This window comes from Bacillus sp. FSL W8-0116 (genome assembly GCF_038003825.1).
Lineage (GTDB): Bacteria > Bacillota > Bacilli > Bacillales > DSM-4216 > Bacillus_O > Bacillus_O smithii.
Genome location: NZ_JBBOPY010000001.1, coordinates 1,533,016 through 1,548,292 on the forward strand (window position 1 = coordinate 1,533,016; position 15,277 = coordinate 1,548,292).

The 15,277-nt window shown below is 42.7% G+C and carries 11 protein-coding genes; 4 read left to right on the forward strand and 7 right to left on the reverse strand.

The annotated features are described in order from the left end of the window. The first annotated feature begins 278 nt into the window (after positions 1–278). Both N1I86_RS07270 and N1I86_RS07275 read left to right on the forward strand, forming a co-directional pair. Positions 279–2,354, forward strand: coding sequence for a carbon starvation CstA family protein (locus N1I86_RS07270; protein WP_341095705.1), 2,076 nt, complete (start codon positions 279–281; stop codon positions 2,352–2,354). Between the two features lie 4 nt (positions 2,355–2,358). Further along, the gene (locus tag N1I86_RS07275) at positions 2,359–2,553 is read left to right on the forward strand and encodes a YbdD/YjiX family protein (RefSeq protein WP_004439467.1); all 195 of its coding nucleotides are present in this window, start codon (positions 2,359–2,361) and stop codon (positions 2,551–2,553) included. Between the two features lie 104 nt (positions 2,554–2,657). Here N1I86_RS07275 and N1I86_RS07280 read toward each other — a convergent pair whose 3' ends face one another. Both N1I86_RS07280 and N1I86_RS07285 read right to left on the reverse strand, forming a co-directional pair. Beyond that, positions 2,658–4,445 (reverse strand): M3 family oligoendopeptidase, encoded by a 1,788-nt coding sequence (locus N1I86_RS07280; protein ID WP_341095707.1) that lies wholly within the window; start codon positions 4,443–4,445, stop codon positions 2,658–2,660. A gap of 482 nt (positions 4,446–4,927) precedes the next feature. Then, positions 4,928–8,137, reverse strand: coding sequence for an efflux RND transporter permease subunit (locus N1I86_RS07285; protein ID WP_341095709.1), 3,210 nt, complete (start codon positions 8,135–8,137; stop codon positions 4,928–4,930). A 364-nt stretch (positions 8,138–8,501) separates the two neighbouring features. Between N1I86_RS07285 and N1I86_RS07290 the strand changes: the two genes are divergently transcribed. Beyond that, positions 8,502–8,990 carry a C40 family peptidase gene (locus tag N1I86_RS07290; protein ID WP_004439475.1) on the forward strand — a complete coding sequence of 163 codons (489 nt, stop codon included), beginning with the start codon at positions 8,502–8,504 and terminating at the stop codon, positions 8,988–8,990. Positions 8,991–9,224: 234 nt separating this feature from the next. Beyond that, positions 9,225–10,556 (forward strand): IS4 family transposase, encoded by a 1,332-nt coding sequence (locus tag N1I86_RS07295; protein ID WP_341094487.1) that lies wholly within the window; start codon positions 9,225–9,227, stop codon positions 10,554–10,556. 162 nt (positions 10,557–10,718) lie between these two features. On the opposite strand, the gene N1I86_RS07300 is transcribed toward N1I86_RS07295, so the two are convergent. From N1I86_RS07300 to N1I86_RS07320, 5 genes are all read right to left on the reverse strand, one after another. Then, positions 10,719–11,072 carry a P-II family nitrogen regulator gene (locus N1I86_RS07300; protein ID WP_040341414.1) on the reverse strand — a complete coding sequence of 118 codons (354 nt, stop codon included), beginning with the start codon at positions 11,070–11,072 and terminating at the stop codon, positions 10,719–10,721. Between the two features lie 25 nt (positions 11,073–11,097). Further along, positions 11,098–12,315 carry an ammonium transporter gene (locus N1I86_RS07305; RefSeq protein ID WP_004439481.1) on the reverse strand — a complete coding sequence of 406 codons (1,218 nt, stop codon included), beginning with the start codon at positions 12,313–12,315 and terminating at the stop codon, positions 11,098–11,100. A gap of 311 nt (positions 12,316–12,626) precedes the next feature. After that, the gene (locus N1I86_RS07310) at positions 12,627–12,761 is read right to left on the reverse strand and encodes a hypothetical protein (protein ID WP_004439483.1); all 135 of its coding nucleotides are present in this window, start codon (positions 12,759–12,761) and stop codon (positions 12,627–12,629) included. Between the two features lie 336 nt (positions 12,762–13,097). Further along, positions 13,098–14,588: a zinc ribbon domain-containing protein gene (locus N1I86_RS07315; protein WP_341095712.1), complete on the reverse strand. Its 1,491-nt coding sequence runs from the start codon at positions 14,586–14,588 to the stop codon at positions 13,098–13,100. Positions 14,589–14,602: 14 nt separating this feature from the next. Further along, positions 14,603–15,091 carry a zinc ribbon domain-containing protein gene (locus tag N1I86_RS07320; protein WP_004439489.1) on the reverse strand — a complete coding sequence of 163 codons (489 nt, stop codon included), beginning with the start codon at positions 15,089–15,091 and terminating at the stop codon, positions 14,603–14,605. Between the last annotated feature and the right edge of the window lie 186 nt (positions 15,092–15,277).

The following is a 15,277-nucleotide window of genomic DNA, read 5'->3' on the forward strand; positions in this document are numbered from 1 at the left end:
TTTTAAGACCATGGTGAATGGCAGCATTTGATGAAGGAAACAAATCAAATTTTTCCAATTATTTCGACAGGTCATGGTGAAAACGAATTTCCTCGCCTTTTGATCTATCTATCCAAAGAACTATTTTCCTAATATTACATAATATGGAACTGTTATAGAACAGAATCAAAAAAACTTGAAAAAATGAAAAATTTATCTGGAAGAAAAGAAGTGAAAAAGTTAGAATATATTTAAAATTGAATATTTAAATTATTTTCTTTCTACAGGGAGGTACTTCTATGAAAAACGGAATTATTTCTATTATCATTTGGACGGCTGTTTCCATTTTAGGCGCATCGGCGCTAGCCATTCTCGCGCTGGCCAATAATGAAACCGTTTCCGCCGCTTGGATAGTAGTAGCCGCAGTATCCTGCTACGCCGTAGCTTATCGTTTTTACAGTAAATTTATTGCCAATAAAATCTTTGCGCTGAATGATCAGCGGGCAACTCCTGCTGAAATTCACAACGATGGAAAAGATTTTGTTCCGACCAACAAGTGGGTGCTGTTTGGCCACCATTTTGCAGCTATTGCAGGGGCCGGTCCTCTTGTAGGTCCGATTTTGGCAGCTCAAATGGGATATTTGCCGGGGATGCTTTGGATTATTATCGGTGTCGTGCTCGGTGGTGCTGTCCAAGATGCCGTGATTTTGATGGGGTCCATGCGTCGTGACGGAAAATCGCTTGGACAAATTGCCAAAGAAGAGGTAGGTCCTTTTGGGGGGCTAATTGCTTCTATCGGCGTTATTGCCATTATGATCATTCTCATCGCCGTTCTGGCATTAGTTGTCGTGAAATCGCTTGTCAATTCTCCTTGGGGAGTCTTCACTATTGCTTCCACGATTCCAATCGCCATTTTGATGGGTCTCTACATGCGCTTCTTCCGTCCGGGACGAGTGCTGGAAGGATCGCTGCTCGGAATCGTTCTGTTAATGTTGGCGCTTTGGGGCGGTCAGTTTGTGGCTGAGTCTCCTGTTTTAGCCAAAATGTTTACGTTTACAGCGCCTCAACTTGCCATCATGATTGGGATTTACGGTTTTATCGCTTCCATTTTGCCTGTATGGCTGCTGTTGGCGCCACGGGACTATTTGAGTTCTTTCCTGAAAATCGGAGTCATCGTACTGTTGGCTGTCGGTATCATTGTCGTTCTTCCTGATTTGCAAATGCCAAAGGTGTCCCGTTTTATTGACGGCTCAGGTCCGGTCTTTGCCGGTAATTTGTTCCCGTTCTTATTTATTACCATCGCCTGCGGGGCGGTTTCCGGATTTCACGCTCTCGTTGCTTCGGGAACGACGCCTAAAATGATTGAAAAGGAATCCCATGCACGCACCATCGGATACGGAGCCATGCTGATGGAATCAGGGGTCGCCATTATGGCCTTGATCGCCGCCTGCGCTATCCATCCGGGACTATATTTTGCCATGAACGCTCCGGCTTCGGTGATCGGAACTGACGCTGCTCACGCCGCATCTGTCATCTCTTCATGGGGATTCCAAATCACCCCCGATGAAATTACGAATGCGGCTAAAGAAATTGGAGAAGCGACGATTATGTCTCGTACCGGAGGAGCGCCGACGCTGGCCGTGGGAATGGCCGAAATTTTTACGAATTTCCTTTCAGGGGCTAAAGCATTCTGGTATCACTTTGCCATTCTGTTTGAAGCGGTTTTCATTTTAACGACCATTGACGCAGGAACGAGAATCGGTCGTTTCATGCTGCAAGATTTTATCGGCAACTTTTATAAACCATTCGGGCGAACTGATCATTATTTGTACAATATCATTGCATCCGCACTGATTACGCTCTGTTGGGCTTATATTACGTATCAAGGAGCGATCGACCCATTCGGAGGAATCAACTCGCTTTGGGCGCTGTTTGGAATTTCCAACCAAATGCTTGCTGCGATCGCGCTGGCCGTGGGAACTACGTTAATTATTAAAATGGGCAAAGCCAAATACAGCTGGGTCACAATCGTGCCTTTCGTTTTCTTATGCGTCACCACATTGGCTGCTGCCTTCATGAAGCTGTTCTCATCTGTACCGGCTATCGGCTTTTTGGCGCACGCAAAAATTTATCAAAAAGCCATTGATGCAGGTCAAGTACTGGCACCTGCCCCCAATATGGATGTCATGAAGCAGATTGTATTTAACGACCGGCTAGATGCTGTCATTACAGCAATCTTTATCGCTATCGTCATTCTATTGATTCTTGATTCCATCCGGGTATGGTACAGCATTATCATCAAAAAGCAAAAGATTGAATTGAGAGAAGCTCCGTTTGTTCAATCCAAATATTCGAACACTTCGATCGGAGGTTAACATTTTGGAAAAAGTAAGGACATGGATCAAAAAAACAAGATGCAACATCAAAACGATTTTTGGACTTCCTAACTACGAATTGTACTTGGAGCATCACCAAAAGGCGCATCCTGACAAACCGATAATGTCTGAAAAAGAATATTATCTGTTTGCCTTGAAAGAACGATATGAAAGCGGCAAAGTGAATCGCTGCTGCTGACTTGTTTAGAAAGGACCCCGTTGCCGTTAAAGCGTGAACTGCACCCCAATTGTTGGACACAACGAACAATTGGAGGTGTAGTTCAGCGGACGGGGCCCTCTTTTTTATTCTATAAACTGCAAAAAATCTTGGACGTCTTGAATGCAGAGGCGGATCCCCTTTTCCCAAAATTCTTCTTTTGTCGGATCTTCTCCTAAATGCTTTTTGATTAAATCTTCGACTTTCATAACCGCTGTATCACGAAGCAGAGCGATATATTTTTCTTCATACTCCGCCCCTTCTTCCAAAGCCCTCGCGTAAATGTTTAAGGCCAATAAATAGCCAAATGTATACGGAAAATTGTAAAAAGGTACATCCGTTAAATAAAAATGAAGCTTGGAAGCCCAAAAATGCGGATGGGTCACACCGAGAGCGCCGCCGAACGCTTCCTGCTGCGCCTCCTCCATCAAAGCATTTAATCTTTCCGCGGATAAGACTCCTTTTTGGCGTTCTTCATAAAAGCGAGTTTCAAACAGAAAGCGAGCATGTATATTCATGAGCAAGGAAACGCTGCGCTGAACTTTATCTTCCAGCAAAGCGATTTTTTCTTGTTTCGTTTCCGCTTCTTGCAAGGCGGCATCAGAGACAATCATTTCGGCAAGAGTAGAAGCCGTTTCTGCTACATTCATGGCATACTGGCGATTTAAAATATTGAGCGGCCGCAGGACATCGGAGTGAAAAGCATGTCCCAATTCATGAGCAAGGGTCGCTACACTTTCAAGAGTGCCAGAATACGTCATAAAAATGCGCGATTCTTCCGTTTTCGGGAAAGTGGTGCAAAATCCTCCCGGACGTTTTCCGGGCCGATCTTCCGCTTCAATCCAAGAAGACTCCAATGCGTGCTTGGCAAATGCCGAAAGCTTCGGTCCGAATTTCGCAAAATGGCGAATGATAAAAGCGGCCCCTTCAGAATAAGATCGTTTCTCTGCTGTAGAAGCAATAGGCGCTTCAAGGTCATACCAAGCGATCTTTTCCTCTCCAAGAAGTTCCGCTTTCCGACGCAAGTAGCGGACAAATGGTTCTTTATGTTTCGCAATGGCCTTCCACATCGCATCGAGTGTTGCTTTCGACATGCGATTCCCCTCTAAAGGCTCTTTCAGGAACGACTCCCATCCTCTTTTTCGATAAACATTTAAACGAAATCCGGCCAAATGATTCAAAATATCAGCGAATAATCCTTCTTTTTCTTCCCATGCTTTTTCCAGCTTTTCAAACGCTTCTTTTCTGAGGCTGCGGTCCGGCTCAGAGAACAGATTATTGGCCTGGCCGATCGAAAGCGTCTTTCCCCCCACTGTCACTTCCATGCCGCCGACCATTGAATCGTACATCTGTCCCCAGCCATGATAGCCGTCAACCGCAAGAGCCTCGATTAAAGCCTCTTCTTTTGTTGAAAGCTTTTCACGGGCTTCTTCGCGCCATTCATTCAGCACAAATTCGATTTCTTTTAAAGATTCGTCTTGAACCAACCGTGTCCAAACATCCTCTTTTGTTTGGCTGAGAATCTGCTGAAACAACACAAAGCTTGTTTGGTACTCGGCAGCAAGGGATGTTAGTTCGTTTCGCAAAGCTCCGGCTTTCGGATCGGATGTATTTTCAGCTTCCAAGCAGCTGATAAAAGATTCCGCTTCCTCCAAATCCACCAATATACTTTTGATAGATTCTATGTATTTTAGAAAGGAAGTTTTCTCGCTTTCATTCACTGATTTCAACGGCTGACCGTTAGAAACCATATCAGAAAATTTGTTCACTTTCCCTTTTAAGTCGTCTAAAAATAGACGAAAATCAGGCGATTCACTTCCGCCCGGAAATATAGAGTTCAAATCCCATACATCAGAATAAGATGTATTTGTCATTGCCTATCCTCCTCTTAGTCAATCCACATTCTTTATTATTATTCACCTTTTATGAAAAAAATTCCTCTCTTGTACTCAAAAATGGATGCACTTTCCAAGGATACATTCAACCGTTCATAAAGCAATTAAACAGCAGATGGCCGTGCATCCGTTTCGTCAGAAGAATCGATCAAATTCATTCCGGAGACACTTTATCCATCATCACAAAAAAGGATCTTCCTGCTCTGCGGTTCATGATATCCACAGCGATGGAAGATCGATCAAATCTCAGTATCTTTTCATTTGAGAAAAAAGAGTTCTCATTCATCACTGATCGCTCACAAATTCTCTTGAAAACTGATAGGATCATCCTCAAGTTTGGCATAAAAAGTCTTCAACATCCTTTTAAATCCCATTGCGGCTATTCAGTATAGAGAAAATTTCCAGTAAAAAAAGAGGCCTAGCTGCCCAATGGCGCTAGACCTCCTTTCGAATCAGCGATTTTATGCGTGGTCGATCTGCTCAGAAGTGACGGACTTTTTACGTTTGAAAAAACGTTTTCTTCTCAATTTGCTCATCCACTCATAGACGATTGGAACAATGAGCAATGTCAGCAACGTCGAACTTGTCAATCCGCCAATGACGGTGACGCCGAGATCTTTAGAGATCAATCCGCTTCCTTCCATACCGATCGCGAGAGGAATTAATGCACCAATCGTAGCGATTGCTGTCATTAAAATCGGACGGATACGAGTCGCGCCCGCCTCCAGCAGCGCTTCCCTGGTGCTGAGCCCTTCCCGTTCTTTATGAATCACTCGGTCAATCAAAACAATGGCGTTCGTTACTACAATTCCGATCAGCATCAGCGCACCTATCATTGTTGAAACGCTGATGGTTTGTCCCGCAATGAACAATGCCACTAAAGCGCCAATGATCGCAAATGGCAGCGAGAATAAAATCACAAACGGCGCCCAACCTTGACCAAAAGTGATCACAAGAACAAGATACACAATCGCAATCGCCGCAGCCATTGCCAATCCAAGCTTCGTAAACGAATCTTTTACATCCTCTGTCACCCCGCCCATTGAGATATCAACGCTTGTCGGGTGATGAATTTGATCAAGTCCTTTTTGCAGATTCACGGAAGCTTTAGAGATATCGTCCTCTTTCACTTTTCCGCTCACCTGAACAGAATAACGTCCATCTCGACGCGTGACCGTATCGGATGTTTTTCCTTCTTTCACATTGACGAGTTGTTTGATTGGAACGTCCATTCCGAGCGGTGATTGTACTGTTTGATTCGTTAAATCTTGAACAGATTGATAGTTTTTCTTGTTGTTTTCCACATAAACATTGAGCTCTTGACCCTTTTCTTTAACAGTGGTTAAAGCCGGCTGATCGCTCTGTTGATTCAGAGCCATCGCAATTTGGCTGGCTGTCAGCCCTAATTGACTTAATTTCTGTTGGTTTACTGCGAGCACATATTCATCGTACGTTTTAGCCGTACTTGCCTCCACGTCTTTAAAATCCCCTTGCTCTTTCATTTTCTTTTCTATTTGATCGACTACAGGGGTAATCTCTTTCATATCATTTCCGTAAACATACACCGTTACTTCATTATTGCCTGCGCTCGCTGAGAAATCTTGGGTGCTCCATTCCCCTTTTCCACCTAAAGTTTGCAGGTGTTTAATCACTCGATCCGGTTCTTTATCAAAATTTTTTGTGTCTTTGTCGTATTGAACAAAGAAAATGGCACTGTTGCTTTGTCCCGGATTCATCGGATTATCGCTGCCCACTGAAAACTGAACGATTTCCGCTCCTTTTCGACCGCGTAAATAATCCTCTGCCTTAAGCGACACTTTTTTGACGTCTGCAAACGTCTCGCCCGGAGCCGGCGTGTATGTGGCCACCACCATTTTGTCCCCCATATTTGGAAGGAAGCTGACACCGATGGCCGGGATCAAGCATAAACTTCCGATCAACAGTAAAATGGCTGCTGCCGATGAAATAAACTTATGATTTAACACCCAATTTAATACCCGTTTATAGAAGGACGATAATTTATTAGGTTGTCCTGACTTTAGCTGTTCTGGACGATGAATTCCTTTTTTAAACAATATGCTCGCCATCATTGGCACGATGGTAATGGCAACCAGCAAAGAAGCCAGCAGCGAGAACACGATCGCCAATGCAAAAGGCAAAAACAGCTCGCCAATCATTCCTTTAACAAGAGCGAGAGGCAGAAATACCGCAATCGTAACAATGGTGGATGACATGATAGGAATAAACATCTCTTTCGTTGCTTCCCGGATTAGCTCTTTTCCTTTCAATATTTCTTCTTTTAAGGACATTCTCCGGTAAATATTTTCAATGACAACGATCGAATCATCCACTACCCGTCCAATGGCTACCGTCATCGCCCCGAGAGTCATCATGTTGAGTGTGATATTCATTTGTTTCAAAACAAACAAAGAGATGACTAGAGACAACGGGATGGAAATAACGGCAATGAGCGTCGATTTAATATTTCGCAAGAATAAAAGAATTATAAGCACCGCAAAGACGGCCCCGAAAACAGCTTTATTGAGCATTGTATGCACAGACTCTTCTATAGGCTTAGCCTGATCCATTGCCGTAATAACGTGAAGATCTTTGTTTTTCCCTTTGATTTCATTCATTTTATCTTTAACGGCATTCGCCACATCCACCGTATTGGCATTGGCCGCTTTCACAATTTCCAGTCCGATCGACTCTTTCCCGTTTGTGCGGGAAAAAGATTCCGCTTTTCCGACTAGCTTGATATCAGCTATATCCGATAATTTCACGGTCGGAATACCGGCCGACGAAACATTTCCTTGCTGCGGTCCTCGGACGGCGGTTGACTGTTGCCCGGCGCCTTGCAATCCGCTTTGAGATGAACTCGGCTGAACTTGGGAAGATTGTCCGGTTCCCATAGATGCTCCTGCCGATAGTCCAATCGGAATTTCCATGTTTTTTAAATCTTTAATGGTGGAAATATTTCCGTCTACTTTGACCGATTTTTCGCTGTTATGAAACGTATATAATCCTAGAGGAAGAGAGACATTGGAGCCTTTAATAAAGTTTTGAACGGATTCTTCATCCAAACCGTACTTTTTCAGTTTTTCCTGTTTAAAGTCGATTTGGACTTGATCTACTTGTTGTCCGCTTATTTGCACATTCGCGACTCCGTCGATTCTTTCAAGCTTCGGCACAATATCTTCTTGTACTTTTTTCGTTAATTGCGACAACGATTCTTTGTCACTCGATAAGCTTAACGAAAGAATAGGAATTTCATTGATGCTCAGCTTTTTGATGTCAGGTTTTTTGACGCCATCAGGAAGCTGCACATCAGAAAGGGCTTGTTCCGCCTCTCTCTTAGCATCATCCATATTTTTCTCATATGTATACTCCACTTGGACAGAAGATGCATTTGCGAAGGAAGAAGAACTGACAACGTTCACCCCGTCTAAATTTTGAAGTGCTTGCTCGATCGGCTTGGTTACTTTTTCAGTCACTTCTTCAGGGGTTGCACCTGGATAAGCGGTCGTTACCGTTAGAATAGGCGTATTAATATTCGGAATGGTTTCTAATTTCATCGTTAGTCCGGCATACAGACCTGCTACCGTCACGATGATGGTCATGAGCCAAACTGCCAATTTGTTCTTCAACACAAAGTGAATAATTTTGTTCATCGATTCTTCCCCTTTATTAGGATAATATATGATCCATTATTCATATTAACACTATCATAATTGGATTAATGTCTATTCGTCAACGAATAGAAAGGTAGAATTAGGAATAATTCCTTAAGATTAAAATGAAATCATCTCCATTTTTCTTTCCATATATTTGAAATAAAACTGTATGAATGGCATCTCTCATTTGATCTCTATTGATCTGTCACTTTTCGATTCTTCCATTCACGATTAAGGATGTTTAAAGGAATGTTTTGGTTTTTTTATTACTTTTATTACATTTATATTGCAATTTTGTAAAAAGATAAATATAATAAAAATCGTTAGAGTACATGATTTCCTAAGGAGGTTGAATATAACGATGGTTCCAGTTCTTTCAAAATCTAAATGGGCGTTTTCTCTTGCAGCCGCTTTGACTCTGGCCGTATCTTTCCTTTTGGCGCCTCTGTCAAGCAAAGCAGAAGCTGCAGCTCCTGTAAAAGGGGATAAAGTTGCCGCTTACGCCAAAACACTGGTTGGAAAACCTTATAAATACGGTGGTACAAGCGAAAAAGGATTTGATGCATCCGGTTTTGTACAATATGTTTACTTAAAATCAGCAAATGTGAAATTACCGCGCACAGTGGCTGATCAATTTAAACAAGGCCAAAAGGTAGACTATAATCACCTCCAGCCTGGCGATCTTGTATTCTTCAAACTGGACGGCAAAAAAGTTTCTTTCGTTGGAATTTATTTAGGTAATAGTCAATTTATCGCCGCAACAAGCAAAGGCGTAAAAATCCAACCTCTCGGAGCAAAATATTGGAAACCGTATTTTGCATCCGGAGCTAGAATACTTTCACAAAAATAAACAAACAGGGACCGGAATCACACATCTGGTCCCTGTTTGTTTATGACAAAACGTTCAAACCAAAAGCAAGATGAACATCCAACCAACTCAACCAAAACTTCTATACATTAATACTTTAATGCACCATGGGGGTCAGGCCCCATAGCCATCAAGTTAAGAATTTGATCTTTTTTCAGCGCCAAAAACATGGTATCCTTTCTAACGAAAATCATCGTTGGAAAGGATTATTTTTTGATGGAAAAAAAGATGAAGGCATGGATAAAAACGATTCGTCAACTCTTCTCCTATGAAGAACTGACTCGTCTGGCACGGAAAGTCGGATTCATTCAGCGGCAGCGTTCATTAACAGCGGAAGCCTTTCTGACGCTATGTGCTTGGGGAGACGGATCGCTCGCCTGTCAGTCGCTTCAGCGGTTGTGTGCCGATTTGGCGCTCTGGCATGATTGCTCTCTCTCGAATGAAGGACTGAATCAGCGGTTTACGCCTCGTGCCGTGGCGTTTTTAAAAGAGGTCTTTTTTACTCTCCTGATGCATCAACGTCCGGCACTCTCTTCCATCACCGAAACGTATCGCGCTTGTTTCACCCGTCTGCGGATCTTAGACTCTACCAGTTTTTTACTTCCGACCGACTATGGTGAGGACTATCAAGGTTCGGTTTCATCTGGCGCCAAAATCCAATTTGAGTATGAGCTGTTATCGGGAACCTGTCTTCAGCTGTGCGTCCAACAGGCCAATGATTCCGATGCCCGTTTTGCTTATCATACCCAGCACACGATTTTACCGAATGACCTTTGCATTCGGGATCTGGGGTTTTTTTCACTCGCCACGCTGGCGGAGATTGATGCTCGAGGTGCTTATTATATTACCCGGTTGCGTTCCGATATCAAAGTCTATATCAAGCAGGACGGGGAGTGGCACGAATGGGATTGGGAATCGATAGGAAATCGATTGGGCGAGGGGGAAGCCGTGGAAGTGGAACACGTGTATATCGGACACCAACGCCTGTATGTTCCGCGTCTGATTTTTCGCCGTCTCACGGCGGAAGAATGGGAAAAACGGCTGGCGTACGTGCGGAAAAAGGAAAAAAAGAAAGGGAAGGCGCTGTCACGCCAAACCCTTGAACAAAAGAAATATCACATCTTACTGACCAATTTACCACAAGAATCGTTTGATGCGCAACAAGTTTATGAGCTGTATTCGCTGCGCTGGCAAGTGGAGCTGTTATTTAAGGGCTGGAAATCCTTATTTGATCTTGACCGTGTCAAAAAGATGAAGAAGGAACGATTCGAATGCCACTTATATGGGACATTGATTGCCATTTTAGTCACGCAGACTCTTCTGTTCCAAGCCCGAAGGTATTGGCATCAACGGGAGGGAATCGAGATCAGTGAATGGAAAGCGCTTAATATCCTCCAATCGTATTGGCATCGGTTTCTTTTGCATCCCCAAGCGATGGAAACCGCCCTTCCATCTCTCCTGTCTCTGTTAAGGAAACACGCGAGGAAAGACCGAAGGAAAGGAGAGGAAACGGTATCGGATCTTTTAAAGAAATTGGGGATATGGTAGTGTGGGTCATGGATATAATTGCCAAATAACCCTCTTCTTGAGGGTTATTTGGCATGCCCAGCATTTGGTTTTCTCTTCATCCTTTGATTGATTTTTCGAACATGCGTATCATCCTAAAAAATTTTATACCGCTAACTTGACGGGTATGGGGGTCAGGCCCCTTTAATTGAGTGCGGCGCAGCCTGTGTCTCCTGTTCGTATTTTGATGGCGTCGGCCAATTCGTGGATGAAAATTTTTCCATCGCCTGGTTTGCCGGTATTCAAAACACTTCTGGCTGTATCTACGACTTGTTGGACAGGCACCTCGCATACGACAATTTCTACTTTAATTCGTTCGTGCATGTCAACTTCTTTTTTCTTGCCGCGGTACAGCTCGGTAAACCCTTTTTGAAATCCGCACCCAAGCGCATTGGTTACGGTAATGCCGCTGACGCCTATTTTGGCCAAAGCCTGTCTCAATTCGTCAAATTTGGTAGGACGGGTAATGATTTCGATTTTCGTCAATACATCACTCATAACAAACACCACACCCCTATAAAAATTAGTCGTGATACGCCTTTTCACCGTGAATGGTAATATCCAGCCCAACCGTTTCTTCTTCCTCGTTCACTCGAATCGGCAAGACCAATCCGATTGCCTTAATAATGATAAAAGAAACAAGTGCAACAAATACATATGTCGCGCCAATGGCTACAAGCTGCTTCCAAAGCAAGCTGGCACCGCCGTAAAACAATCCGTTGACCCCCGCAGAGTTGACAGAAACGGTGGAAAACAAACCGGTAGCAATTCCTCCCCAAGTACCGCCGATTCCGTGTAAGCCGAATGCATCAAGAGCATCGTCATAGCCTAACTTTGCTTTTAAGTAAGAAACTCCCCAGAAACAAATGGCTCCTCCAACAAGTCCTATGATGATCGAAGCGAACGGTGTTACGAATCCGCAAGCGGGCGTGATGGCAACGAGTCCAGCAATGGCGCCAGAAACGGCTCCAAGCATCGTCGGCTTTTTATTCACCAGCCATTCCACTACTACCCATCCAATAATACCAGCAGCTGCCGCTGTATTCGTATTAATAAAAGCGATCATTGCTACATCGTTAAGGGTCAAAGCACTGCCGACATTAAAACCGTACCAGCCAAGCCAAACGAGCGCTCCCCCCATAATGGTAAGCGGCAAATTATGCGGTGTCGTATTCTGCGCATCTTTACGTTTGCCTAATACAATAGCCAGCACAAGGCCTGTGACTCCTGAAGAAATATGAACGACATTCCCGCCGGCGAAATCAAGAACACCTAATTCGCGAAGCCAACCGCCGACGCCCCACACCCAATGAGCGACAGGCGAATAAACGAACAAAGACCATAAAGTAATGAATATAAGATAAGAAGAGAAGCGCATCCTTTCCGCAAAAGCCCCTGTAATAATCGCTACTGTCAAAATGGCAAACGTGAGCTGAAACATCATAAAAAGATTATGTGGAATATCAGAACTATAATCCGGGTTCGGCTTAAAAGAGACTCCTTTCAGACCCGCCCAATCTAAATTTCCGATAAGAGCATTTCCGCCAGTGGAAAAAGCAAGTGAATAACCCGCTATAATCCAAATGATCGAAACAATGGCGATAGAGCTGAAACTTTGCATCGTTGTACTTAAAACATTCTTGCTTTTCACCATTCCACCGTAAAATAATGCAATTCCAGGTGTCATAATCCAAACAAGAAGCGTAGCAAGAAACATAAATGCAGAAGTGGCGATATCCATTTCCCATCTCCCCTTTTTATTATGTTATATTTTCTATCATATTATGTCTGTATTATTATCATAATACGTTATTCTCATTGAATCAAGACTATAAATTAAAAAAAATCCGAAAAATCTGTATTCAAATCAGTCACATCGTTAGCTTTTCTTACATAAAATAAATCCTATGTGTGTTGCGACCTTCAATACTGCTTCTTTTTACCTAGTGACCATCCCGAAAAACAAGAAAGAACTATATGAACAATCTTCAAAAACCGCCTTTTATTTTGGACAAAAAAAGAACCCTTCCCAATGAAGGGAAGAGTTCTCTTTTATCGAGCATTACGGCTGTTTCCAGAATTAGGATTAAGCCCTTGAAACTGGCGCATGAGTTTTTGGCGGGATTCTTTATTTCGAAGCAAATAGGCAGCTCCCAGAGCCAACGTTGTCCACGCTAATTTCTTCATCTTATCACTCCCCATTTTCCGTGTTCTATCTTATACTCTTCCCGCCGCAGAAGTTTTTTAATCGATCGTTCGCAAATAAGAAACAACTGCCTCATGGCGCCAGAGTCAGTGATCTTTCTCCGGGATTTTCCGAAAAAAGTATTTTCCGTTCCAGAGACCAGCTTACAAGCGAGTTTTGTCTCAACGCTTACTTTCTTTATTCTGTCTCAACTCAGTTCACGATGTGTCTCTTTTTGGCCAAATAGCCTCCCAAAACGGCAAACAGATAAGAAAAAAGCAAACTGCGAATAAAGACCCCAAACAAATGAAATCCTAAAGAAAAATGAAAGGACTGTTCTAAATTATTATCAGATGAAAAGAAAGTGGTTCCCACAGTCCAATTAGAAATTCCGGCCAAACAAAGCATAAAAAACTGTAAGTCAAACTAAAAACTGCGATTTCCTTAAAGGATAATCCATTTTTCATCGTTAGCCGATAGCCGGCGAAAAGACACAAGAAAATGGGGATTAAAACCGCAAGTTTTAAATAAATGGGAGGATCCAGTAAATTCATCAAATCCGCATCCGATGGAAGGAATTCCGGATGTGAGCTATTTAAACCGGAAAACAAGGAATATGTAAGTTCCCCCTCGCTGTCTTCCCATTTCCAATGATTAGTGAGCGGTGATAAATGCAATAAGTTCCAAATGAACGCCCCTAGCTGCGTTCCGACTAATGTGGCAAACATAGACGTATTTTCCGTCATTTTATCCATACCAGAGACATCTAAAAGGAGCGCTAAATTTTCCTTCCACTTGTTTACTTGGATCAAAACAACGATAACGGTGACCGCCATCACACTGACGAGTCCGCGAATAAACGTTGAAAACCCTTGGTGAATGGCATGTCCAAATGATACATTCCCGATTAAATGGCTGGTAAAATGGCGGTAATCTCTGGCAAATAACATGCCGATCAAACTAAAGATCGCTGCTATGAAGCCACCCGTAAAAAAGCATTGAATAAATGAATAAGAAGTATGAAAGTCCAAATGAATTTTATAATATTGACTTGCAAAAGATCGATCAAATGAAAAACCGCTAAAAAGAGAAAACACGCTTAAAAATATACCGTAAATCAATCCAATGGCTGCAGCTGTATAGATTTGCTCATAAAAGCTATCAGTCCGTTGCTTCCGTCCCTTGAAAACCCCGATGCAAAACGAGGAAAAAATCGGAATAAAAATCAATAATAAAAACAACGTATCAATATGTAATGTTCCCTTCATTGAACCTGTGTCTCCATAACCTGCAGATCCATTGACGCTAAAGTGAAAGGTAGGCTCCACCAAATGAGTAAACATCACGACATCGGTCAATCCTATTGGATGACTTAATGGATATAAATCGGTGTTTACTTCACGAGAAAGATCCTCTACAAAATTAAAATATTGATTGTTTTCGCTTATGTTTTGGATCAGGTCATCAAACTTGTGCTGCTCAAAAAGAAATAACGCAGCATTAAGAATTAACATGAGTATAAAAGCGCTAATAGACGGAATAAAGGCTTTTTTTAAATACGAAAATTGAAAAGCAGGAAATCCCAATGAAACAGCAGGTTTTATTTGCTTTTCCCGTTCAGTACCCTTATAAAGAAATAACTCCTTGCCGCAGGATTGGCAATAATTGTCCGTTTCCGCCACTTTTTCACCGCAATTCGAACAATAGACACTTTCATTTTTCGGCGTTAGCAGTTGATACGCTCTTCCATCTCCAGCTAAATACGCACCATCTTGCCAACAGTAATTACTGGAATCACTATTTTCCGCACCACATGATTTACAATACATTGCTCCACCTCCTGTCAATGCATTTTTGTCCCACAACATTTGCAAAATTGGGCGGATACAGGAACTTGTTCACCACACAAAGAGCAAGCCACTGTTTCGGGCTCTTTTACGTCTTCTTCCCGAACTACCTTCGCACCGCAGGAGCCGCAAAACTTGTCCAAAGGGGTCACTTGAGCCCCGCATTGCCGGCAAACATTATCAGATCCAAACTTTTGATTCAGTCTTTGTAATTCTTGTTTGGCCCTATAAATGGTTTGATCAAGCCCAGCAATCTCAGCTATTCTCTCACTCCACTCTTTATGCTCCCATTCGCCGGATCTCATTTTTCTATAAACCTCTTCCCCTAGCTGGAGAATAAAATCTGCCCGCTTGGCTCCGGCTTCTTCGATCACTTTTTTGTGCTGGAGGATTTCCTGGGTCAATAGGACCTTCTGCTTACCTTGCTCAAGACCACCTTTGATCTTAAACAAACCCCCTCCAATTCTAGTTTGCAATTCGCCCATTTCCATACCTCCTTATGGTCAGATATTACAAATTTATCATATAGATCCATTATTGTATATAACTATAGGCTTATGAATCTGGATAAATATAACTTCATTTCCAGAAAACATTGTGAACTTTATCTTGTTCAAGTAATATATTAATAGTCCGATTGTCATGGTTTATTTTAAAAAGGAGGGGGCTTA